This window comes from Saccharopolyspora erythraea, from assembly GCF_018141105.1.
GTDB classification, from domain to species: domain Bacteria; phylum Actinomycetota; class Actinomycetes; order Mycobacteriales; family Pseudonocardiaceae; genus Saccharopolyspora_D; species Saccharopolyspora_D erythraea_A.
In genome coordinates, this window is the sequence record NZ_CP054839.1 from 5,881,819 (window position 1) to 5,902,728 (window position 20,910).

Here is a 20,910-nt window from a genome sequence, read left to right on the forward strand (position 1 = left end):
GAACGTTCGCGCACTGGTTAGGTCAATGGCGTTGACATAAGCTCCCGGCCGTGACTTCCCGCCGGGTACCCCAACACCGCACCCGCCGCCGTCCCACCCGCCGCGGCCAGGTCCTGTCCGAGGAGCTGATCGTGGACACCGCCCTGCGGCTGATCGAGCTGCACGGCGCCGACGGGCTGTCGATGCGCAGGCTCGGGGCTGCGCTCGGCGCCGACGCCACCGCCGTGTACCGCTACTTCGACGGCAAGCACCAACTCGTGCTCGCCATCGCCGACGAACTGATCGGGCGGACCTTCGCCGATTTCCACCCCAGCGGCGACTGGGTCGCGGACCTGCGCACCGCGGCGGAGCTGATCTACCGCACCAACCGAGCCCATCCCCGAGCCGCCATGCTGGTCACCTCGCGGGTGACCGGCCGCAGGCACGAGGTGGCCGCGATCGAGACGATGCTCGGCATCCTGCGTGGCGCCGGGTTCGCCCCGGCGGACGCGGTCCGCCACTACCACTGCTTCATCGACCTGGTGCTGGCGTTCTCGGCACTGGATTCCACGATCCACGCCGGCGATCCCGAACAGCAGCGCGCGGAAGCGGCCACCTGGCACGACGTGTACCGCGAACTCCCCGCCGAGCACTTCCCGAACATCGCGGCGGGAGCGGACGAGCTCGGCGTCCAGATGCGGAGCACCCCGTTCCACACGACCCTGGAACTCCTCCTGTCGGCGATCGCCGCGCAGTTGCCCGCTCCCGCATGAGCGGTAGCCCCGGTGTCAGTCCCCACCGTAGAACGGATGGGTCAGCCGGTCCCGGTCGGCGACCAGGCGTTGCGCCGCGGCAGGATCGCGTCCGGCCGCCGCCTCCCGGACCGCGTCGCGGGTGGCCTCCCTGCTGGAGCACCTCGCCGCGGTCTCGTCGTCGGCGTCGGGATCGAGCCAGACCGAGACGAACACCAGCGTCTCCTGGTCCGCCACCAGCAGGTCCTCGCCGACCGCGTCCAGAACGCCCTGGGCGATGCCGACCTGGCAGGCTCCCGAGACCAGCCTCGCGTTCCCGGCGGTCTTGCTCATCATGAGCGTCGGCGGGTTCAGCGTCTCGTAGGACGGCTGGTCGGGGCCTACAGACACCAGGATCGGCGTGAAACCCTCCGACGGCGCGGTGTAGGTCGTGATCATCGCCGCGGCGGTGGCACTCCCCCGCCGGGCCAGCACGACGTTGACGTGGCAGCCGTTGGGCTTCCGCCCGCCCCACCCCTGTGCGATGCGGCCGTCCAGATCGCGCGGTGTGCTCATACCGATGCTCCTCGTGTGCTGATCGAGCCATGCCCACCCGTCTCGGAGAGGGCCTTTCCATTGGTTTCCGGGGCCATGAAGACCGAGCACACGCCTCCCGCGACGCACACCAGTGCCATCACCAGCATCAGGGGGCCGAACCCGACGGCGCTCATGGTCAGCGGCAGCAGGAAGGTGCCGATCGCGGCGCCGACGCGCGACGCGGCCGAAGCGATGCCGACACCGGTGGTCCTCGCGGAGGTCGGGAAGAGCTCCAGCGGGTACACGCCGGGCAGCACGCTCATGATCCCGTAGAAGAACAGGTAGAGGAAGAAGCACAGCACGGTCACCGTCGTCGGCAGCGCGCTTCCCAGCGAGACCACCGACAGCGTCGCGCCGGTGACGAACATCGGCACGATCAGGATCTTCCTGCGCCCGACGCGGTCCACCAGGAACCACGCGGTGACCGCACCCGTGAGCGCCACCGCCGTGCCGAACAACGCGCTGGCGACCGGGTTCTGCATCCCCAGGGCGCGCAGCACGTCGGCCTGGAAGAACGTCAGCGCGAAGTACGGCAGCACGATGCAGATCCAGAACACGCAGCTGAACACCGTGCGCGCCAGGTACCGCGGGCCGAACAGCGAGCGCCACGAGACCTGCTCCTCGGCCTCGTCGGCGAACTCCGGATCGTCGGGAGCGATGCCGAGGGCGTCTTCCAGGATTCGGTGCGCTTCCTCCCGCCTGCCCCTGGCGAGCAACCACCGGGGCGACTCCGGCAGTCCGTGTCGCACGGCGAGGATGATCGCGGCGGGCACCGCTCCCGCGGCCAGGGCCCACCGCCACGCGTGCGGATCGGCCTGCGTGATCAGGAACCCGGCCAGGAATGCCACCACGTAGCCGACGTTCCAGAAGATCTCCAGCACGGTCAGGTACCGCCCGCGCTCGTCCGCGGTGGTGAACTCGCTGAGCATCGGCGAGCCGATCGCGTAGTCCGCCCCGACCGCGACACCCATGGCCAGGCCGAGCGCGGCCACCTGCCACGGGGCCTGGACGAAGTACATCAGCACCGCCGCGGCCACGAAGAGGCAGAGGTCCGCGGTGAACATCGGCCTGCGCCCGCACCGGTCGGTCACGTACCCCGCGATCGGACCACCGACCATCGTTCCGACCAATGTGGACGCCGAGATCAGTCCTTGCCACAGGGAGCTCACACCGAGCTCGTCGCGGAACAGCTGCCCGGCCATGACCACCGCGATCGAGGCGAAGACGAAGCCGTCCATGAACATGCCACCGCTGGTGGCGGCGGTGAGGCGGACGAGCAGCCGCTTGCGGCGGTTGTCGCCGGGCGGAATCCCCGGGGTGCGGTCCGCCACCGCCTGACCGCGGCTCATCGGCCCGCCCCGGCGGCAGCCAGGTCGACGGCCAGGTAGGTCGTCTCCAGGTACTCCTCGATGCCCTCGGCCCCGCCTTCCCGCCCGAGGCCGGACTCCTTGATCCCGCCGAAGGGCGCCGCGGGTTCGGAGACCATGCCCCGGTTGATCCCGACCATCCCCGCCTCCAGCCGCTCTCCCAGGTCCACGGCGCGGTGCAGGTCCCTCGTATACAGGTACGCGGCCAGCCCGTGCTCGGTGCTGTTGGCCAGCCGCAGTGCCTGCTCGTCGGTGTCGAACGCGGTGACCGGTGCGACCGGCCCGAAGATCTCCTGCCGCAGGATCGCGGCGTCCGGCGCCACGTCCGCCAGCACCGTCGGCGGGTGGAAGTAGCCGTCTTCTCCCCGGGGCGCGGTCTCTCCGGTGACGGCGACGGCTCCTTCCGACACCGCGGCTTCCACGAGCCCGGCCACCTTCGCGCACTGCCGCGAGTCGATCAGCGGCCCGAGGGTGCTCGCCCCGTCGAACCCGTGGCCCACGCTGAGCTTGCGCACCCGCTCGACCAGCCGATCGGTGAAGTCGTCGATCACGTCGCGGTGCACGAGGAAGCGGTTCGCCGCCACGCACGACTGCCCGCCGTTGCGGAACTTGGCCGCCATCGCGCCCTCGACGGCGGCGTCGAGGTCGGCGTCGTCGAACACCAGGAAAGGCCCGTTGCCGCCGAGTTCCAGCGACGAGCGCAGCACGTGTTCCCCGGACTGGCGCAGCAACGTGCGCCCCACGGGCGTGGAGCCGGTGAAAGACACCTTGCGCAGGCGCGGATCTCCCATGAGAGCAGCCGAAACCTCGGCCGCGCGGGTTGTCGGCACCACGTTGAACACCCCGGCGGGCAGGCCGATCCGCTCGGCCACCTCGGCGAGCAGCAGGGAGGTGAGCGGGGTCTGCGGGGCCGGTTTGAGCACGCTGGTGCAGCCCGCGGCCATCGCCGCTCCCAGCTTGCGCGTGACCATCGCGAGCGGGAAGTTCCACGGCGTGATGAGCAGTGAGGGGCCCACCGGACGCCGGGTCGTCACGATCCGGCTGCCGCCGCGAGGGGCCGGGCCGTAGCTGCCGTGCCGGTGCGCGGCCTGCTCGGAGAACCAGCGCAGGAACTCTGCCGCGTAGGCCACTTCGCCCCGCGACTCGGCCACCGGCTTGCCCATCTCCGCCGTGATGAGGTCGGCGAACTCGTCGACCCACTGGTGGATCGCGTCGAACAGCGAGCGCAGGAGGTCCGCACGCTCCCGCGGGGACGTGGCCGCCCACGACTCCTGCGCGGACGCGGCAGCCGACAACGCCGCGAGGGCGTCCTGCACGGAGGCGTCGGCCACCTCGGCGAGCACGGTCCCGGTCCCGGGGTCCTCGACGGCGAACGTCCGCTCGGTGTCACGCCACCGGCCGTCGACGTAGAGCCGTGCCGGCGCCGCGGCCGCGGCTCGCAGCGCACGATCTTGGTACATGGTCGTCCTTTCGATGTTGGTCACAGGTGCCTGCTCATCTCGGCCGCGGTGCGCACGACCGCGTCGGCGAGCTGACCGGCCCGGTCGGCGGGCACGGCGTTGTTGGCGACGCACACGGTCACCGCCGCCAGTGCTCGCCCGTCACCGCCGAGCACCGGCGCCGAGTAGCACGACAGGTTCGCCGCGGCCTCCTCGACCTCGGTGGCGTAGCCGCGGGTGCGGACTTCGGCCAGCTGTGCCCGGAACTGCTCGGCATCGCCGACCGTGCGCGGGGTCAGCGCCGGCAGGCCGGTGGCGAGCACCGCGTCAAGCTCGGCACTGCCGCGCAAGGCCAGCAGCGCCTTGCCGGTCGCCGAGGCGTGCGCCGGGAGCCTGCGACCGACCCGGGTGAACAGGCGGACGGGCTGGCAGGTGTCGACGTGGGCGATGAAGGTGACCTCGGTTCCGGTGAGCACCCCGAGCTGAACGGTCTCGTCCCAGGTGTCGCGCAGTTGCTCGGCGAGCGCGTAGAACATGCCGAGCAGCCCGGTGCCCGCGGAGACCACGTGTCGCGAGTAGACGGCCATCCCCGGCCCGATGCGGTAGGTCCCGGAACGGGGCTGGTGCACCACCGCGCCGACCTCCACCAGCGTCCGCAGGATCCGGTGCACCGTGCTCTTCGGCAGGTCCACCCGTTGCAGGACCTCGTTGAGCCGCAGCCCTCCCGGCGACTCGCACAGCTCGTCGAGCACGAGGAACGCCTGGCGCACCGCAGGAGCGCGCGTGCCGGTCGCGGCCACTTCGTCGCGGGACAACGACTCTCACCCGGTCACCAGGCGGCGGCTTCGTCGAGCACCACGACGCCGCGGCGCAGCCTTCCGGCGTGCATGTCGTCGAAGGTGTCGTTGATCCGTTCCAGCGGGTAGGTCTGCGAGACGAGCTTGTCCACCGGAAGCCGGCCCGCCGCGAAGAGGTTGAGCAGTGCGGGGATGTCCTGCCCCGGACGGCTGGAACCGTAGAGGCTGCCGGTCAGGTACTTCTCCTCGCGGACGAACCGCGCGCCGGGCACCGCGATCGAGGCGTCGGGCCCGGGAACGCCGACGCAGACGATGGTGCCGCCGGTGGCGGTGGCGTCGAACGCCTCGGCCTGCACCCCCTCGCTCCCGACCGCGTCGATGGTCACGTCGGCGCCGAGCCCGTCGGTCATGGCCCGGACGGCCTGCACGACCGACTGCGTGCTCGGGTCGATGACGTGGGTGGCGCCGAACGCCGCGGCGCCGTCGCGCTTGTCCGGTTGCGGATCGACCACGATCACCTGGAGCGCGCCGGAGTTGCACGCCGCCATGACCGCGCTCAGGCCGACCCCGCCCGCGCCGTAGATCAGCACCGAGCTGCCCGGCGCGACCTTGGCGCGGTTGACCACCGCGCCGTAGCCGGTCAGCACACCGCAGCCCACGAGCGCGGCCACGGCCAGCGGTACGTCGTCGCGGATCTTGATCGCACTGGCCGCGGGCACGACCGCGTGGTCGGCGAAGGTCGACAGGAACGAGTAGTGGTGGACGTCCCGGTCCCCGTCGTGCATTCGCACGCTGCCGTCCATCAGCGTCCCGCGCAGCAGTGCGGGAGCGCTGACCGCGCACAGCACCGGACGGCCGCCCTCGCAGTGCCGGCAGCGCCCGCAGCTGGGCATCCAGGACAGGGCGACGTGGTCACCGGGTTCGACGTGGGTGACTTCCGCGCCGGTAGCCACGACGACACCCGCTCCTTCGTGACCGAGAACGACCGGCAGCGGGGACGGGATGCGCCCCGACCTGGTGTGGGCGTCGCTGGCGCAGACGCCGGTGGCCGCGATCCGGACGAGCACTTCGCGCGGTCCGGGTGCGTCGAGCTCCAGCTCCCGGAGCCGGAGGGGATCGCCGTACTTCTCGAGCACGGCGGCGGTGACGTGCATGGCTGCTCACTTTCATCTCGGCTGAGCGAATGGCAGGCAGAAGCGCACGGCGACCCGCCGCGCGCAGAGCAAAGGGGAATTCAGCTGAAGAAGACGACTGTTCTGTCCCAAATTTGGAACGCATTCCAGCTTGGTGCCGGAAGTTTGCGGTGCGACCACTTGCGTGTCAAGAGCGAGATCTCCGGAGCACTTCGCGATGCCGATCCGCTCCACCGCAGGCAGCGGGCTCGAACCGGAGCTTGACACGAGCCGGAGGCCGTGGCTACGGTACCCGCCAACCGGCCGAGCCCGGCTGACAACCGAATACTCGCCCGCAGCGCGCTGCGGGTGGTTACTAGAGACGCAGAGAACAGTAACCCGTGCTTGCACAGGGGACTGTTCTCTTTTTTTGTGCCCGGAGCCGGACGAGTGCCGGCCCCGCATGCGGCTCTGCCCGGAAAAGAACCGCGTTTTCCGGCACCCCGACCGCCAGAGACCACAATGAGGTGGCAGCGATGACAACGGCCCGCGACTGGGCGAGCTATCTGATCCTGTCGATGACGGCGGGAATCATTTTCCAGGTCGCCTACATACGGTTCGTGTTCCTCGAACCGACCTACACCGCGCTCGGCCTGACCGGCCAGGAGTACGGGAACGTGATGGCCGTCTTCGGTGCCGTCGCGGCGGTGATGTACTTCTTCGGCGGGTGGTTCGCCGACCGCTTCTCGCCGCGGTCGCTGATCGTGGTCGCGCTCGTCGGCACCGGCGCCGCCGACCTGTACCTCACGACGTCCCCGGGCTACGCGGGAGTGCTCGCGGCGCACGTCGTGATGGCCGTGATGGGCATGGCCCTGTACTGGTCCGCGCTGGTCAAGGCGATCGGGATGCTCGGGAGCGCGTCGGTGCAGGGCAGGCTGTTCGGCTTCCTCGAGGCCGTTCGCGGCGTCACCTCCACGCTGATCGGAGCGGTCGGCGCGATGCTGGTCGCGAACGCGGTCGTTCCGTCGGCCGGAGTCCTGGGCCTCATCCGGGTCTACGGCGTGCTGTGCCTGGTGTTCGCGGTGCTCGTGTGGTCGGTGGTGCGGGTGGACCGGGACCGGCTCGCCGAGCTCGGGACCAGCACCGTCACCCTGCGCCAGCTGCTGGAGGCCGCGCGCAACCCCTACACCTGGCTGCTGGGCGTCTCGATCATGCTGATGTACAGCTTCTACACCACGCTCGGCTACTTCTCGCCGCTGCTGCAGAACGAGTTCGGCATGGCCGCCGGGCTCATCGGGGCCATCGGGGTGGCCCGCACCTACGTCTTCCAGTTCATCGGCGGGCCCCTCGGCGGGCTCTGCGTGGACAAGATCACCCGCTCCACCGCGGGATTCCTGCGCTGGACGTTCCTCGGTGCGGCCGCCATCGCGGGCGTCTTCCTGCTCCTGCCGAGGGAGTCCGGCCTGAAGTGGGTCGCGCTCGGACTGATGTTCGCGCTCTGCCTGATGGTCTTCATGAGCCGCGGGGTCTACTGGGCCGGCGTCGCCGAAGCCGGCATCCCGGAGCGGCACCGCGGCGGTGTCATCGGCCTGGCGTCCGGGCTCGCCTACCTCCCGGATGCGTTCCTGCCTCCGCTGGCCGCATGGTGGACCGGAGACCCGGCATCCGGCATCCCCCAGCAGGGCGGCGGGTACGACGCGCTGTTCGCGTTCCTCCTCGCGGCAGGGCTGCTCGGGGCGGTGCTGACCACGGTCATCGTCCGCTCCCAGCGGCGGGCTCCCCGCGGGAGGCGGCCCGAGCTCGCACCGGCCGCATGAGCACCTCCCCATCTCCGACCACCGAACCAGGACAGGAAAGGCGATCCATGGACATCCGCGACTTCTCGCTGGAGGTGTTCTCCCTCGCGGGCAAGAACGCCGTCGTCACCGGCGGCAACAGCGGTCTGGGACAGGCGTTCACGCTGGCGCTGGCCAAGGCCGGCGCCGACGTGTTCGTCCCCAGCGTGCTCGACGACGGCGGGGCCACCCGCGAACTGGTCGAGGCCGAGGGACGCCGGATGGAGTTCCTGCGCACCGACATCACCGAGGACGGTGCCCCCCGCACCGTGATCGAGACCTGCGTCTCGCGGCTCGGCTCGGTCGACGTCCTGGTCAACTCGGCCGGGATCTGCCGCACCGCCGCCGTCGAGGACTTCGTGCGGGACCAGTGGGATCCGATGCTCGACGTCAACCTCACGGCCCCGTTCGAGCTGGGCCGCGAAGCCGCGCGGTTCATGGTCGAGCAACGCGCCGGCAAGATCATCAACATCGCGTCGCTGTTCTCGTTCCTCGGCGGCCAGTGGTCACCGGCCTACGCGGCGACCAAGCACGGGATCGTCGGCTTCACCAAGGCCTACTGCGACGAGCTCGCCCAGCACAACATCCAGGTCAACGCCATCGCACCCGGCTACTTCGCCACCGCGATCACCGAACGGACCCGGGCCGACCCGCATACCAGCCGGCGGGTCCTCGACCACATCCCCGCGGCGCGCTGGGGGGAGGTCGCCGATCTCATGGGGGCGACCGTCTTCCTCGCCAGCGCCGCGTCCGACTACGTCAACGGGCACGTGCTCACCGTCGACGGCGGCTACCTCACCCGCTGACCAACACCGCAAAACGAACCGGAGGAAACCCCTTGACCGCATCAGCAGCAGCACTCAGCCAGGAGCAGATCGTCGCCCGCCTGCGCGACCTCGTGGGTCCGCAGCGCGTGGTGACCGACGAGCAGGTGCTGCGCGAGGCCAGCGTGGACCGCTTCAAGAAGTACACGGCGGTCCACGGCATCTTCGACGGTCCGCTGCCCTCGGCGGTCGTGCGCGCCGCCGACGCGCGGCAGGTCGCCGACGTGCTCGCGTTCGCCGACGAGCACCGGATCAACGTGGTGCCGCGCACCGGGCGCACCGGAACCGAAGGCGGGCTGGAGACCAGCGTCGAAGGCACCATCGTGCTCGACGGCTCCGACATGGACGCCATCGTCGGTATCGACCCGGAGAACATGCAGGCGACAGCCCAGTGCGGTGTCCCGCTCCAGGTGCTGGAGGACGCTCTGCGCGAGCAGGGCCTGACCACCGGCCACTCCCCGCAGTCCAAGCCGCTCGCGCAGATGGGCGGGCTGGTGGCCACCCGCTCGATCGGGCAGCTCTCCACCCTCTACGGCGGCATCGAGGACATGGTCGTCGGCCTGGAAGCGGTGTTCCCGGACGGCAGCACCAGCCGGATCAAGAACGTCCCGCGCCGCGCGGCCGGACCCGACATCCGCAGCATCGTGATCGGCAACGAGGGCGCGCTGTGCTTCGTCACCGAGGTCACGGTCAAGATCTTCAAGCACCAGCCGGAGAACAACCGCTTCCACGGCTACCTGGTCGACGACGTCCACACCGGAATCGCGATCCTGCGCGAGGTGGTCATCAACGGGTTCCGCCCCTCGGTGGCCAGGGTGTACTCCGAAGAGGACGCCGCACAGCACTTCTCGCACTTCGCCGGGGGCAGGTGCGTGCTCGTGTTCGTGGCGGAAGGCCCGAAGGGCATCGCCGATGCCACCAGCGCCGAGATCGAGCGGGTCGTCGCACAGCACCGGCACACCACCGTCGACCCGGCGCTGATCGAGTCGTGGTTCGAGAACCTGAACTGGGGGCCGGACAAGATCAGGGCCGAGCAGGAGGCCATGCTCGCCGACCGCCACCTCGGCTACACCACCGAGGTCTCGGCGGACTGGTCGAGCGTCGGTGCGATCTTCGACAGCGTCATGCACCGGATCCGCACCGAGTACCCGCACGCCGGGGACCTGACGATGCTGGGCGGGCACTCCTCGCACAGCTATCAGACCGGCACCAACATGTACTTCGTCTACGACTACACGATCAACTGCGAACCCCGCGAGGAGATCGAGAAGTACCACAAGCCCATCAACGCGATCATCGTCGAGGAAGCCCTGCGCCACGGCGGCTCCATGGTGCACCACCACGGCATCGGCAAGTACCGTGCGCAGTGGACGGAGCAGGAGCACGGCAGCGCCTACCAGATGCTCGTGCGGTTGAAGGAAGCGTTCGATCCCAACGGGATCATGAACCGCGGAACGATCTTCCCCGCGAACTGAGCCGGTGGCGTGGCCGCGGCGTCGCGGTCACGCCACCCCCGACACCTCCGCACCTCGGCTGGGAGAGGCATTGACGCGCTACCTGATCGGAATCGACAACGGCTCGCAGAGCACGAAGGTCACCATCTTCGACGAGAACGGGGCCGTGGTCAGCCAGGGCCGGCGGGCGCTGCGGCCGAGCCACACCCCGCGCCCCGGGGTGGTCGAGCACCCCGACGACGACCTGTGGTCCTCGGTGGGTGCCGCGTGCCGCGAGGCGATGGCCGGTTTCGACGGCGATCCCGCCGACATCGCCGGTGCGGGGCTGTGCACCATCCGCTTCTGCCGGGCGCTGCTGCGCGCTGACGGCACCCTGGCCCAGCCGGTGCTGAGCTGGATGGACGAGCGGGTCTCCCGGCCCTACGTCCACGAGGACGACTCGGTCGCCCGCGTCACCACCTCGTCGGGCTACATCACCCACCGGCTGACCGGGGAGTTCCGCGACACGGCCGCCAACTACCAGGGCATGTGGCCGATCGACACCGACACCTGGCAGTGGTCGAAGGACCCCCAGGTGCGGGAGAACGCAGGCATCCCGGCGGAGATGCTTTTCGACCTCGTCATGCCGGGAGAGACGCTGGGCCGGGTCACCGAAGCGGCCGCCGAGCACACCGGGCTGCCCCGCGGCCTGCCCGTCGTGGCAACGGCCAACGACAAGGCGGTGGAGGCGCTGGGCTGCGGGCTGCGCCATCCCGGAACGCTGCTGATCTCCCTGGGCACCTACATCGCGAGCATGACCACCGGCGACCGCAACATCACCGACGCGAAGGGGTTCTGGACCAACTTCGCCTGCGTGCCGCACGCCTACCTCTACGAAAGCGGCGGCATCCGGCGCGGCATGTGGACCGTCAGCTGGCTGCGGGACCTGCTCGGCGAGGAGGTGGTCGCACGGGCCCGGGAGACCGGCCAGGGCGTCGAGGAGTACCTCAACGCGGGCGCGGCGCAGGTTCCCGCGGGCTCCGACGGATTGATGGCGGTCCTGGACTGGCTCGCGCCGGTGGAGGCCCCCTTCCGCAAAGGCGCCTTCCTCGGCTTCGACGGCCGTCAAGGCCGCTTCCACCTCTACCGGTCGGTGCTGGAGGCGATCGCGCTGACCATGTACGACCGGGCGAGCACCATGGCGGACGGGCTCGGAACCGGCTTCGAGCGGGTGATCGTCTCCGGCGGCGGGGCGGGATCGGACGTGATGATGGGGATCATCGCCGACGTCTTCGGCACACCGACAGCCCGGACCGCGGTCAACAACGCCGCCGGCCTCGGCGCAGCTCTGTGCGCGGGAGTGGGGCTCGGCCGGTTCGCCGACGTGGACGAGGCCGTGGACGCGATGGTGTCGGTCGATGTGGAGTTCCGGCCGGACAGCATCAACCACGAGCTGTACGCGCGCCAGCACGAGGTGTACCGCGACATCACCCGCCACACCGACGAGGTCTTCCGGCGCTCCGCGCGGATCTTCGGCTGAACGCCGGGGATCACATCGACCAGACGTCCACGTTCGACGACGCGATGGCCGCCGCTCCCGCTCCCAGGGCGGCGACCACGTCGTCCTTGTCGCAGACCAGGCCGCCTGCGATGATCGGCACCTCGATGTCCTGGCGCAACCACGTGATCACCCTGGGCACGCAGCCGGGCAGGATCTCGACGTAGTCGGGCCTGGAGATCGCGATCTGCCTGCCGAGGTTGTGGTACGAGAACGAGTCCACCAGGAAGAAGCGGTGCACCGCCAGCAAGCCCTGCTCCCTGGCCGCCTTGACCATGACCGCCTTCGAGCTGAGGATCCCGTCCGCCCCGGTCTTTTCCCGGATGTACTGGACGGCGATCTCCTTGGCGTTCAGGCCCTCGACCATGTCGACGTTGACCAGGACGGTCTTGCCGCCGGACTTCAGCGCGTCCACCAGCGACGGCACCGTGAGCACCGAGCCGTACAGCAGGAACACCACCGGGCAGTCGGAGCGCAGCACGGTCTGCAGACCGGCATCGTCCTTGACGCTGGCGATGACCGGATTGTCGAGCAGGAGGTCTTCCATGGTGCCGCGATGGTCTCACACGGCGGCGGCCCGCAGCACTCCCGCACACCGCCGCACCGACCCGTCGCGGGCGTGATCACCAGTAGCGGACCGTTACGAAGAATGGCCGCTTGTTTGGTGGTCTAGACCAAGACACACTATTCAGCTGCAACCCCCGACAATTCCAGGATCGGTGGTAAATGACATCCACCCGCTACAACTCCCGACGATTCCGATTCGCGCTCCTCCTGACGGCGACAGCCGTCGCGGTCCTCGGTGTGCCGATGACCACCCAAGCCGCCGAAACCCCGCAACCAGCGGCGATGCCCGATGCCGGGGTCGCCGCCGTGACCTTCGCCGACGAGTTCAACGCGCCGGCGGGCACCCCGGTCGACGGCTCCAAATGGCAGATGGAGACCGGCGACAACGTCAACAACCACGAACGGCAGTACTACACCAACAGCACCGGCAACGCCGCGCACGACGGTCAGGGAAACCTGGTGATCACGGCGAGGAAGGAGAACCCCGACAACTACCAGTGCTGGTACGGCCGGTGCGAGTACACCTCCGCCAGGCTCAACACGGCAGGCCGGTTCACCCAGACCTACGGCACCTTCGAGGCCCGCATCAAGATGTCCCGCGGCCAGGGCATGTGGCCGGCCTTCTGGATGCTCGGCAACGACATCGGCGACGTCGGCTGGCCGCAGAGCGGCGAGATCGACGTGATGGAGAACGTGGGTTTCGAACCGTCCACAGTGCACGGGACGATCCACGGCCCCGGTTACTCCGGCAGCGGAGGGATCGGCGCCGGGTACTCGATCGGCGGCGCCTTCGCCGACGACTTCCACACCTTCCGCGTCGAGTGGTCGCCGAACCGGATCGTCTGGTCGGTCGACGGGAACGTCTACCAGACCAGGACGCCCGCGGACCTCGGTGGCCGGCAGTGGGTGTTCGACAAGCCGTTCTTCCTGATCCTCAACCTGGCGGTCGGCGGCTACTGGCCGGGCGACCCGGACGGCAGCACCCCGTTCCCCAACACGCTGACCGTCGACTACGTGCGCGTCACCAACGACGTCGGCGGCGGTGCGGCCGGATAACCCGACAGTCCCGGCGAACCCGTGGCGGTGCCGCCGCGCCGGTAGCGCCGCCACGGTTCCCTTGCGATCGAGGAGCACATCCCATGTTCGGTTCCACGCCTCCGACAACGCCGAGGCGCAGGGGACGTCTGCTGGGCACCGCGGTCATCGCGGCCGCCAGCCTGACGATCGCCCCGATGGCGCCCGCGCAGGCCGCGGGAGAACAGGTCGACATCTGGCTGACGACCACCTCCGACGGCGGCGGCCGGGTGGTCACCCGAGGTCTGGAGCAGCAGACCCCGACCAGCTTCCAGCCCGGCAACGGCTCCGGCGGCCAGACCATCACCGTCGACGAGAACGTCCAGTACCAGACGTTCGAGGGCGGCGGAGCGTCCTTCACCGACTCCGCGGCCTGGTTGCTGAACTCCAGCGACATCGTTCCGCAAGCCACCCGCGAGGACACGATGCGCCGGCTGTTCGACCCGGACAGCGGGATCGGGCTGAGCTTCATCCGCAACCCGATGGGCGGGTCCGACCTCGCCCGGTTCAGCTACACCTACAACGACCTGCCCGCCGGCCAGACGGACCCGGACCTCACGCGGTTCTCCATCGCCCACGACCTGGCCGACGTGGTGCCGCTGACCAAGCAGGCCCTGCAGCTCAACCCGTCGATCAAGGTGATGGGCTCGCCGTGGTCGGCGCCGCCGTGGATGAAGGACAACGACGACTACCGGCTCGGCTGGGTGGAGTCGCAGTACTACCCCGCGCTCGCCCAGTACTTCGTGAAGTACGTCCAGGACTACGCCGCACAGGGAGTTCCCATCAGCTTCGTCTCGGTCAACAACGAGCCGACGTGCTGCGGGAGCTACCCGTCGACGATGTGGAACGGCTCGGGCCTGCAGTACTTCACCAAGAACCACCTGCTGCCCGCCCTGCAGAACGCGGGCCTGTCCACCAAGGTGCTCGCCCTGGACTGGAACTGGGACCAGTACGGCTCCTTCGGCGCGCCGACAGTGGACGACCCGGCGATCCGCGACCACCCGAACTTCGGTGGCATCGCGTGGCACGGCTACGGCGGCAACGTCGCGCAGCAGACCGCGGTGCAGAACCAGTACCCCGGACTCCCGCAGTACGGCAGCGAGATGTCCGGTGGCACCTGGGTCGGCAACCAGCACTCCGACGACATGAACAACATCATCGACTACACCCGCAACTGGGGTCGCACCGTCACCAAGTGGAGCCTGGCGCTCGACCAGAACCACAACCCGCACAACGGCGGCTGCGACGTCTGCACCGGCCTGGTCACCGTCCACAACGGAGACGACCGGCACGGCCAGGTCGACTTCACCGTCGAGTACTACACGATGGGCCACCTGACCAAGTTCGTGAAGCCGGGTGCGCACCGGATCGAGTCCACCGAGAACGCCGCGGTCAAGAACGTGGCGTGGCGCAACCCCGACGGCTCCAAGGCCCTCATCGCCTACAACACCACCGGTTCCACCCAGAACGTCCGGGTGAACTGGGGCGACCAGTCGTTCACCTACGACCTACCGGCGAACACCTCGGCGACCTTCACGTGGAAGGGCACACCCGGCACATGACAACCCTCGAACCAGTGGCCGTCGCTTTCGCCCGGCCCCGTCGAGCAGAGGCGAGCTGACGCCAGTTCCCAAGACAAACGGGGAACGGGAGTTCGTTCGCGAACTCCCGTTCCCCGCAACCAGTACTGCCGAGGTGATTCAGGCGACGACCTGGACTTCGTCGCCCGGGTTGAGGTTGTTGAAGAAGACCTCCGACGACTTCTTCGACAGGTGGACGCATCCCGCCGACCTCTTGGTGAGACTGCCCTGGTGGAAGGCGATCCCGCCGGGCGCGAAGAACACCGAGTTCGGCATCGGGGCGTTGAACTCCCCGCTGACGTGGTCCTTGTCCTTCCACTGCACGCGGAACGTGCCGGTGGGAGTGGGGGCGTCGGGCCGTCCCCCCAGCGCGGACGCCTCCCCGTAGTACACCTGCCCGTCCCGCACGAGCCACGCGCGGTTCTTGGACAGGCTGACGCACGCCTTGGCGGTCACCGTGCACGGCGTGCCCGGCACGAGCGCCGGGGTCTCGGGGGCGGAGTCCGCCAACGCAGTCGCACCCGACCCCAGCAGTGCGCCCGAGACCATCACGGCGGTCGCGGTCGATTTCATCGCATTGCTCAGCATCTCTGCATTCCTGCCTGGATCTGTTCGACGACTTCTTACGAGAGGGAAACGTGTTCCCGTGTGTGGAGACGCGCGGCACCGGGGGCACGTTGCTTCGCGATCGGTCAGTGCACACGTACATCGCAATGACGCGACCCGATCGGAGCATCTCCCGGCGGCGCACACGCAGGAATGCGGCGTTGTGACCGAAATGGAGTCGATACCGACTTCGGCGAACTTGTCCGGATTCCGGACCAGCGGCGAGGAAGCGCCGGAATCCTGACGTTCAAGCCGGTGCGACAGGCCGCCATGAACACCGATTCCCTACCAATACGCGAGCATCCAGACCTGCTCGCCGGCCCTCAGCGGCCCTGCCAGACCGCCGGGCGCTTCTCCAGGAACGCGCTCATCCCCTCCTGCGCGTCGCAGGTCATGGCGTTGGTGGCCATGACCTCGCTCATCTCCGCGTAGGCCTCGTCCTGCGGCAGGTCGATCTGCCGGTAGAACGCCTGCTTGCCGATCTTCAGCGTCAGCGGGCTCGCGGCGGCGACCTGAGCGGCGAGCTCCCGTGCCCGCTCGTCGACCCGCTCCGGCGCGACGGCCTCGTTGACCAGACCCCAGTCAGCGGCCGTGGCCGCGTCGATGACCTGCCCGGTCAGCAGCATCTGCAGCGCGCGCTTGCGGCCGATCGCCCGGCTCACCGCGACCATCGGCGTCGAGCAGAACAGGCCGATCTTGACGCCGGGCGTGCCGAAGACCGCCGTCTCGGCCGCGACCGCCAGGTCGCAGGTCGCAACCAGCTGGCACCCCGCCGCCAGCGCGGGCCCCTGCACGGCGGCGATCACCGGCTGCGGGATCTCCTGGACGGTCTGCATCATCTCCGTGCACACCGCGAAGACCTGCCGCTCGTCCTCCACCGTGCGGTCGAGCATCTCGCCCAGGTCGTGACCGGCGGAGAACGCGGGCCCCTCGGCCCGGACCACCACCGCACCCACCTCCTGGGACCCGCCGGCCTCGCGGAGCGCCGCGGTGATCTCCCGCATGGTCGCCACGGACAGGGTGTTGCGCCGGGCGGCATTGTCGAGCGTGAGCGTGGCGATCCGGTCGCGAACGTCGACCACCACCGGCTTCGCGGCTACGTCGGTCATCTGGACCTCCAGCCCTGAACGTACTGGTCAGTTCAGCCTAACGGCGACCGTGCACGCGAGTCGACACCGCCGCGAACCGCCGTCGAACACCTGGCCCAACACGGCGTTCCGGCGTTCCGACACTGTGCAGCCCTAGACTCTGCGCGTGCCGCGTCTCATCCATCTCAACGGTGCGCTTCGGGCTCCGTGGCGAGGACGACGACGCGCCCTGGCACCAGCAGGTCAAGGAGGCCGTGGAGCGGCAGGGTGGACCGTCCCACCTCGCGGACATGTACGACCAGCTCGCCGAGGTGATCCGGGGAGACCAGGTGCGACCGTCCTCACCAGTGAGGTGGGAGCGGTTCAGCGGACGTACGAGGCCCTCACTGCGGTTCTCGACGCGGAGCGCTGAGCGAGCTTGGAGCAGATCGCGATAGGCCGGTTGGTACACGTCATGTGCGGCAGCCCTGCTCAGCCGGCGCATGTTCGGTTTGCCGCTGGAGGCCGGGCGCGGGCAAGGTCCCGCTACTCCTGCGCTGAAGGTTCGGAGCACTGGACCCCATCCTCTGGCCAGTACCGACCAGGTCGCCCCTGAGGTACGCTGCGCGCGCTCGCGACGATGTCGCTCGCACACGCTTTGCGGGGTAGCGCCGGACATGGCTTTGACGATCGACGCCGGACTGCCGACCGGGCCGGTCGGGACTGGGCGGACGTGATGGCGGCGCGCGTGCTGGTGATCGAGGATTCGGCGCCGATCCGGGAAGCGGTCGCAGCCGGTCTGCGCACAGCGGGCCACACCGTCGAGCTGCGGCCGGACGGTCGCGGCGTGGAAGAAGTGGTGCGCGCCTTCCGGCCCGACGTTGTGGTGCTCGACCTGATGCTGCCGGGCCGTGACGGCTTCGCGCTGCTGGAGATCCTGCGCTCCGGTGGGGATCTCGGCGTCGTCATCCTCACCGCCCGCGACTCCGTGCCCGACCGGCTTCGCGGGCTGCGCTCCGGCGCGGACGACTACGTCGTGAAGCCCTTCGACACGGCCGAGCTGGTCGCCCGGGTGGAGGCGGTGCTGCGCCGCATGGGCAGGGTGGCGGCCACCGTCGAGGTGGACGACCTGGTGATCGACCAGGACGCCGGGGTGGCGGTGCGCGCGGGTTCGGTGCTCGCGCTGACGGCGACGGAGTGGCGGCTGCTGTGCTACCTCGTCGCACAGCGGGGCCGGGTGGTCAGCAAGCTCCAGATCTTCACCGGGGTGTGGGGCTACCAGTCGCTCGACGTGGACCTGAACCTGGTGGAGGTCCACATCAGCGCGCTGCGCCGCAAGCTGGAGCAGCACGGCCGCAGGCTTGTGCACACGGTTCGCGGGCGCGGCTACGCCCTGCGCGCGGAGGAGCCGTGACCCCCGGGCGCGGACAGCTCCCTACCGCGTCGCTGCGCCGCAGGATCACGTTCGCGGTGCTCGGGGTGCTGACGTGCGCGCTGGTGGCCAGTGCGATCGCGGTGGCCTCGCTGTTCACCGCGCAGTCCCGGGCCGACGCCCGCCAGCAGCTCGCCGACCGCGAGGTGATGGCCGCTCAGATGGACCGCCGCGACGTGCCGCTCGCGCAGATCGCCCGGCGGGTCAGCGGCCGAGGCGTGCTCGCCAAGATCACCGCACCTGACGGTCACGTGGTCGGCCCGGCCGCCCTGCTGGATCCGTCGCCGAACCAGCGAACCCGGACCAAGCCACTGCCGAGCGGGGCGGTGCTGACCCTGCTCAGCAGCACCTCCGAGCAGGATGCCGCCACGGCCCGGCTGCACCGCCTGCTGCTCGTGGTGGTCACGGCCACGGTGGCGGTGACCGCGCTGGCGCTGCTGCTGACCGTGCGCGTGGCCCTGCGCCCGCTGGACGCGATGACGACGCTCGCGCGGTCGATCACCCGGGGCAGCCGGGGCCGACGGCTGAACCCGGATCGTCCCGGCACCGAGATCGGGCAGGTCGCCGCCGCCTTCGACGAGGCGTTGGGCGCACTCGAAGAAGCCGAGCGCGATGCGCGCGAGTCCGCCGCGCGTACCAGGCGGTTCGTCGCCGACGCCGCGCACGAGCTGCGCACGCCGACCGCAGGCGTGCGGGCCGCGGCCGAAGCGCTGCTGCATGCCGAGGCCGACCCGGAGACCCGCGAGCGCATGACCGCACTGCTCATCGGCGAGGCACGGCGGACCGGCAGGCTGGTGGAGGACCTGCTCTCGCTCGCCCGGATCGATGCCGGTCTGGAGCTCGTGTGCGAGCCGGTGGACCTGGACGAGCTGGCCCGCCGCGAAGCAGAGCGGATGGAGCTGCTCGCGCCGTCCCTGCGGTGGCACGTCGAAGGCGAGCCGACGGTGGTCCGCGCCGACGCCGACCGGATCGGCCAGGTGCTGACCAACCTGCTCGACAACGCGCGCAAACACACCCCCGACGGCGGGTCCGTCCGGGTTCGCGTCACCGGCGGCGAGCGCTTCGCCGAGGTCACCGTCGCCGACGACGGGCCAGGCGTGCCACCCGGCGAGCAGGAGCGCGTGTTCGACCGCTGGGTGCGTCTCGACGAGAGCCGGTCCGGCGGTGGCGCGGGCCTCGGACTGCCGGTCGCCCGAGGTATCGCACGAGCGCACGGCGGAGAGCTGAGCTGCGTCGATCACCCGGGAGACGGTGCGGTCTTCCGCCTCACCCTGCCTGGATGACCGCGAGTTCAGGTCGTCTTCAGCTTCTCCCCTCACGCTGGAGCGGGAACACCTCACAGATGATTTGGGGCCCGCCTTGCGATCTCGGAATCTGCTCACCCGGTTCCTCGCCGCGACCAGCGCGTTGTTCGTGCTCGCCGCGTGCGGCAACGCACCCGCATCCCCGCCGGCGAACCCGGCCGCCGATGCGCCGCCGAGGCCGCCTGGCGCGGCGAAGCCGAACGTGGTCGTCGTGCTGACCGACGACCTGAGTTCCGACCTGGTCCGGTACCTGCCGGAGGTGCAACGGATGCAACGGGAAGGCGCCGACTTCCCGCAGTACTCGGTCACCGACTCGCTGTGCTGCCCGTCCCGCTCCTCGCTGCTGTCCGGCAAGTACCCGCACAACACCGGCGTGTTCACCAACTCCGGCGCCGACGGCGGCTTCCACAAGTTCCACGAAACCGGCGGTGAGCAGTCCACGATCGGCACCCAGCTGCAGGGCGCCGGGTACCAGACCGCGTTCATGGGCAAGTACATGAACGGCTACCAACCCGACGGGACCGTGGACGGAAAGCCGAACTACGTGCCGCCGGGGTGGAACACCTGGGCAGTGGCCGGGGACGGCTACAAGCAGTACGACTACCAGCTCAACGAGAACGGCCGGATCGTCGAGCACGGCCACGCCCCGCACGACTACCTGACCGACGTGCTCAACCGCGTTGGAACGGACTTCATCCGCTCCAACGCCGCCGCGAACCGGCCGTTCTACCTGCAGCTGAACACCTTCAGCCCGCACGGGCCCTCGACACCGGCGCCGAGGCACGAGACCCTCTTCCCCGGGCTCACCGCTCCGCGCGGCCCCGCCTACAACGAGGCCGACATGAGCGACAAACCCGGCTGGCTGCGCGGGATGCCGCCGCTCGGCCAGAAGCAGCAGGCCAAGATCGACGAGCAGTACCGGTTGCGGGCGCAGTCCATCCAGTCGGTCAACGACATGCTCGCCGACATCCGGGAAACGCTCCAGCAGACCGGGCAGGCGGACAACACCTACGTGGTGTTCAGCTCGGACAACGGGTTCCACATGGGCGAACACCGCCTGCAGAACGGCAAGCAGACGGCGTTCGAGACCGACGTGGTGGTGCCGCTGGCGATCACCGGGCCCGGCGTGCCCGCAGGTTCCCGCCCTGAGGCGCAGGTGGAGAACACCGACCTGCGCCCGACCTTCGCCGAGCTGGCCGGAGCACCCACACCGCCCGATGTGGACGGACGAAGCTTCGCCGCGCAACTGCACGGGCGGCAGGCCCCGTGGCGGACCGCGTCGCTGGTCGAGCACCACGGCCCGAACCACGCGCCCCGAGACCCGGACCGGCAGAAGCGGCGCCAGGGCAACCCGCCGACCTACTACGCGATCCGGACGCCGGAAGGCACTTACGTCGAGTACGACAACGGTGATCGCGAGTACTACGACAAGCGCTCGGACCCGAACCAGCTCAACAACACGTATTCGAGCCTGAGCGAACAGCAGCGGAACTCACTGCACGCGGCCCTGGCCGGTCTCCGCCAGTGCCGCGGCGCCGCGGAATGCTTCGCGGCAGGACGCCCGGCCTGATCTCCGGGAGCTGTCGGCCGCCGGTCGCATTCCCGGCG

General features: G+C 69.8%; 17 protein-coding genes and 1 pseudogene. 10 read left to right on the forward strand and 8 right to left on the reverse strand.

Going from position 1 to position 20,910, the window contains the following annotated elements:
- Positions 1-50 precede the first annotated feature (50 nt).
- On the forward strand, positions 51-752 hold the full coding sequence (locus HUO13_RS26275) for a TetR/AcrR family transcriptional regulator (RefSeq protein ID WP_249124062.1): 702 nt from the start codon (positions 51-53) through the stop codon (positions 750-752).
- 15 nt (positions 753-767) lie between these two features.
- On the opposite strand, the gene HUO13_RS26280 is transcribed toward HUO13_RS26275, so the two are convergent.
- The 5 genes from HUO13_RS26280 to HUO13_RS26300 are packed head-to-tail and all read right to left on the reverse strand — an operon-like array spanning position 768 to position 6,064.
- Positions 768-1,286, reverse strand: a complete 519-nt coding sequence (locus tag HUO13_RS26280; protein ID WP_211897709.1) for a formaldehyde-activating enzyme — start codon at positions 1,284-1,286, stop codon at positions 768-770.
- A complete protein-coding gene (locus HUO13_RS26285; RefSeq protein ID WP_211897710.1) occupies positions 1,283-2,656 on the reverse strand; it encodes an MFS transporter in 1,374 nt (457 codons plus the stop codon). Before HUO13_RS26285 ends, HUO13_RS26280 begins: the two co-directional genes overlap by 4 nt.
- Complete coding sequence (locus tag HUO13_RS26290) at positions 2,653-4,134, reverse strand: NAD-dependent succinate-semialdehyde dehydrogenase (RefSeq protein WP_211897711.1); 1,482 nt, start codon at positions 4,132-4,134, stop codon at positions 2,653-2,655. The genes HUO13_RS26285 and HUO13_RS26290 overlap by 4 nt, the downstream gene beginning before the upstream one ends.
- Positions 4,135-4,154: 20 nt before the next feature.
- Positions 4,155-4,928: an IclR family transcriptional regulator gene (locus HUO13_RS26295; protein ID WP_211897712.1), complete on the reverse strand. Its 774-nt coding sequence runs from the start codon at positions 4,926-4,928 to the stop codon at positions 4,155-4,157.
- A gap of 14 nt (positions 4,929-4,942) precedes the next feature.
- Positions 4,943-6,064, reverse strand: coding sequence for a zinc-binding dehydrogenase (locus tag HUO13_RS26300; protein WP_211897713.1), 1,122 nt, complete (start codon positions 6,062-6,064; stop codon positions 4,943-4,945).
- Between the two features lie 494 nt (positions 6,065-6,558).
- On the opposite strand from HUO13_RS26300, the gene HUO13_RS26305 reads away from it, so the two are divergent.
- From HUO13_RS26305 to HUO13_RS26320, 4 genes are all read left to right on the forward strand, one after another.
- Positions 6,559-7,839: an MFS transporter gene (locus HUO13_RS26305; protein ID WP_211897714.1), complete on the forward strand. Its 1,281-nt coding sequence runs from the start codon at positions 6,559-6,561 to the stop codon at positions 7,837-7,839.
- A 47-nt stretch (positions 7,840-7,886) separates the two neighbouring features.
- Positions 7,887-8,663, forward strand: coding sequence for an SDR family NAD(P)-dependent oxidoreductase (locus HUO13_RS26310; RefSeq protein ID WP_211897715.1), 777 nt, complete (start codon positions 7,887-7,889; stop codon positions 8,661-8,663).
- Between the two features lie 32 nt (positions 8,664-8,695).
- Positions 8,696-10,156 (forward strand): FAD-binding oxidoreductase, encoded by a 1,461-nt coding sequence (locus tag HUO13_RS26315; RefSeq protein ID WP_211897716.1) that lies wholly within the window; start codon positions 8,696-8,698, stop codon positions 10,154-10,156.
- Positions 10,157-10,226: 70 nt separating this feature from the next.
- Positions 10,227-11,654: an FGGY-family carbohydrate kinase gene (locus HUO13_RS26320; RefSeq protein WP_211897717.1), complete on the forward strand. Its 1,428-nt coding sequence runs from the start codon at positions 10,227-10,229 to the stop codon at positions 11,652-11,654.
- Positions 11,655-11,664: 10 nt separating this feature from the next.
- Here the strand turns inward: HUO13_RS26320 and HUO13_RS26325 are convergent, their stop codons facing one another.
- Positions 11,665-12,219, reverse strand: coding sequence for a glycerol-3-phosphate responsive antiterminator (locus HUO13_RS26325; RefSeq protein ID WP_211897718.1), 555 nt, complete (start codon positions 12,217-12,219; stop codon positions 11,665-11,667).
- Between the two features lie 179 nt (positions 12,220-12,398).
- On the opposite strand from HUO13_RS26325, the pseudogene HUO13_RS26330 reads away from it, so the two are divergent.
- Positions 12,399-13,292, forward strand: a pseudogene (locus HUO13_RS26330) (glycoside hydrolase family 16 protein); the annotation flags it as partial.
- A gap of 86 nt (positions 13,293-13,378) precedes the next feature.
- Entirely contained in the window at positions 13,379-14,875 is a 1,497-nt protein-coding gene (locus HUO13_RS26335) for a glycoside hydrolase family 30 protein (RefSeq protein WP_249124064.1), read from the forward strand.
- 138 nt (positions 14,876-15,013) lie between these two features.
- On the opposite strand, the gene HUO13_RS26340 is transcribed toward HUO13_RS26335, so the two are convergent.
- On the reverse strand, positions 15,014-15,466 hold the full coding sequence (locus HUO13_RS26340; protein ID WP_211903170.1) for a L,D-transpeptidase: 453 nt from the start codon (positions 15,464-15,466) through the stop codon (positions 15,014-15,016).
- A gap of 356 nt (positions 15,467-15,822) precedes the next feature.
- Complete coding sequence (locus HUO13_RS26345) at positions 15,823-16,608, reverse strand: enoyl-CoA hydratase (protein ID WP_211897720.1); 786 nt, start codon at positions 16,606-16,608, stop codon at positions 15,823-15,825.
- A 694-nt stretch (positions 16,609-17,302) separates the two neighbouring features.
- On the opposite strand from HUO13_RS26345, the gene HUO13_RS26350 reads away from it, so the two are divergent.
- The 3 genes from HUO13_RS26350 to HUO13_RS26360 all read left to right on the forward strand — a co-directional run bounded on the left by HUO13_RS26350 (position 17,303) and on the right by HUO13_RS26360 (position 20,872).
- On the forward strand, positions 17,303-17,980 hold the full coding sequence (locus tag HUO13_RS26350; RefSeq protein ID WP_211897721.1) for a response regulator transcription factor: 678 nt from the start codon (positions 17,303-17,305) through the stop codon (positions 17,978-17,980).
- Positions 17,977-19,281, forward strand: coding sequence for a HAMP domain-containing sensor histidine kinase (locus tag HUO13_RS26355; RefSeq protein WP_211897722.1), 1,305 nt, complete (start codon positions 17,977-17,979; stop codon positions 19,279-19,281). The genes HUO13_RS26350 and HUO13_RS26355 overlap by 4 nt, the downstream gene beginning before the upstream one ends.
- A gap of 76 nt (positions 19,282-19,357) precedes the next feature.
- Entirely contained in the window at positions 19,358-20,872 is a 1,515-nt protein-coding gene (locus HUO13_RS26360) for a sulfatase family protein (protein ID WP_211897723.1), read from the forward strand.
- The last annotated feature ends 38 nt before the right edge of the window (positions 20,873-20,910 follow it).

What these genes read in the sequence shown, in the direction of transcription:
- HUO13_RS26280 (WP_211897709.1), bottom strand. Translation starts at nt 1,286, where the DNA reads ATGAGCACACCGCGCGATCTGGACGGCCGCATCGCACAGGGGTGGGGC.
- HUO13_RS26285 (WP_211897710.1), bottom strand. Translation starts at nt 2,656, where the DNA reads ATGAGCCGCGGTCAGGCGGTGGCGGACCGCACCCCGGGGATTCCGCCC.
- HUO13_RS26290 (WP_211897711.1), bottom strand. Translation starts at nt 4,134, where the DNA reads ATGTACCAAGATCGTGCGCTGCGAGCCGCGGCCGCGGCGCCGGCACGG.
- HUO13_RS26300 (WP_211897713.1), bottom strand. Translation starts at nt 6,064, where the DNA reads ATGCACGTCACCGCCGCCGTGCTCGAGAAGTACGGCGATCCCCTCCGG.
- HUO13_RS26305 (WP_211897714.1), top strand. Translation starts at nt 6,559, where the DNA reads ATGACAACGGCCCGCGACTGGGCGAGCTATCTGATCCTGTCGATGACG.
- HUO13_RS26310 (WP_211897715.1), top strand. Translation starts at nt 7,887, where the DNA reads ATGGACATCCGCGACTTCTCGCTGGAGGTGTTCTCCCTCGCGGGCAAG.
- HUO13_RS26325 (WP_211897718.1), bottom strand. Translation starts at nt 12,219, where the DNA reads ATGGAAGACCTCCTGCTCGACAATCCGGTCATCGCCAGCGTCAAGGAC.
- HUO13_RS26335 (WP_249124064.1), top strand. Translation starts at nt 13,379, where the DNA reads ATGTTCGGTTCCACGCCTCCGACAACGCCGAGGCGCAGGGGACGTCTG.
- HUO13_RS26340 (WP_211903170.1), bottom strand. Translation starts at nt 15,466, where the DNA reads ATGAAATCGACCGCGACCGCCGTGATGGTCTCGGGCGCACTGCTGGGG.
- HUO13_RS26345 (WP_211897720.1), bottom strand. Translation starts at nt 16,608, where the DNA reads ATGACCGACGTAGCCGCGAAGCCGGTGGTGGTCGACGTTCGCGACCGG.
- HUO13_RS26350 (WP_211897721.1), top strand. Translation starts at nt 17,303, where the DNA reads ATGGCGGCGCGCGTGCTGGTGATCGAGGATTCGGCGCCGATCCGGGAA.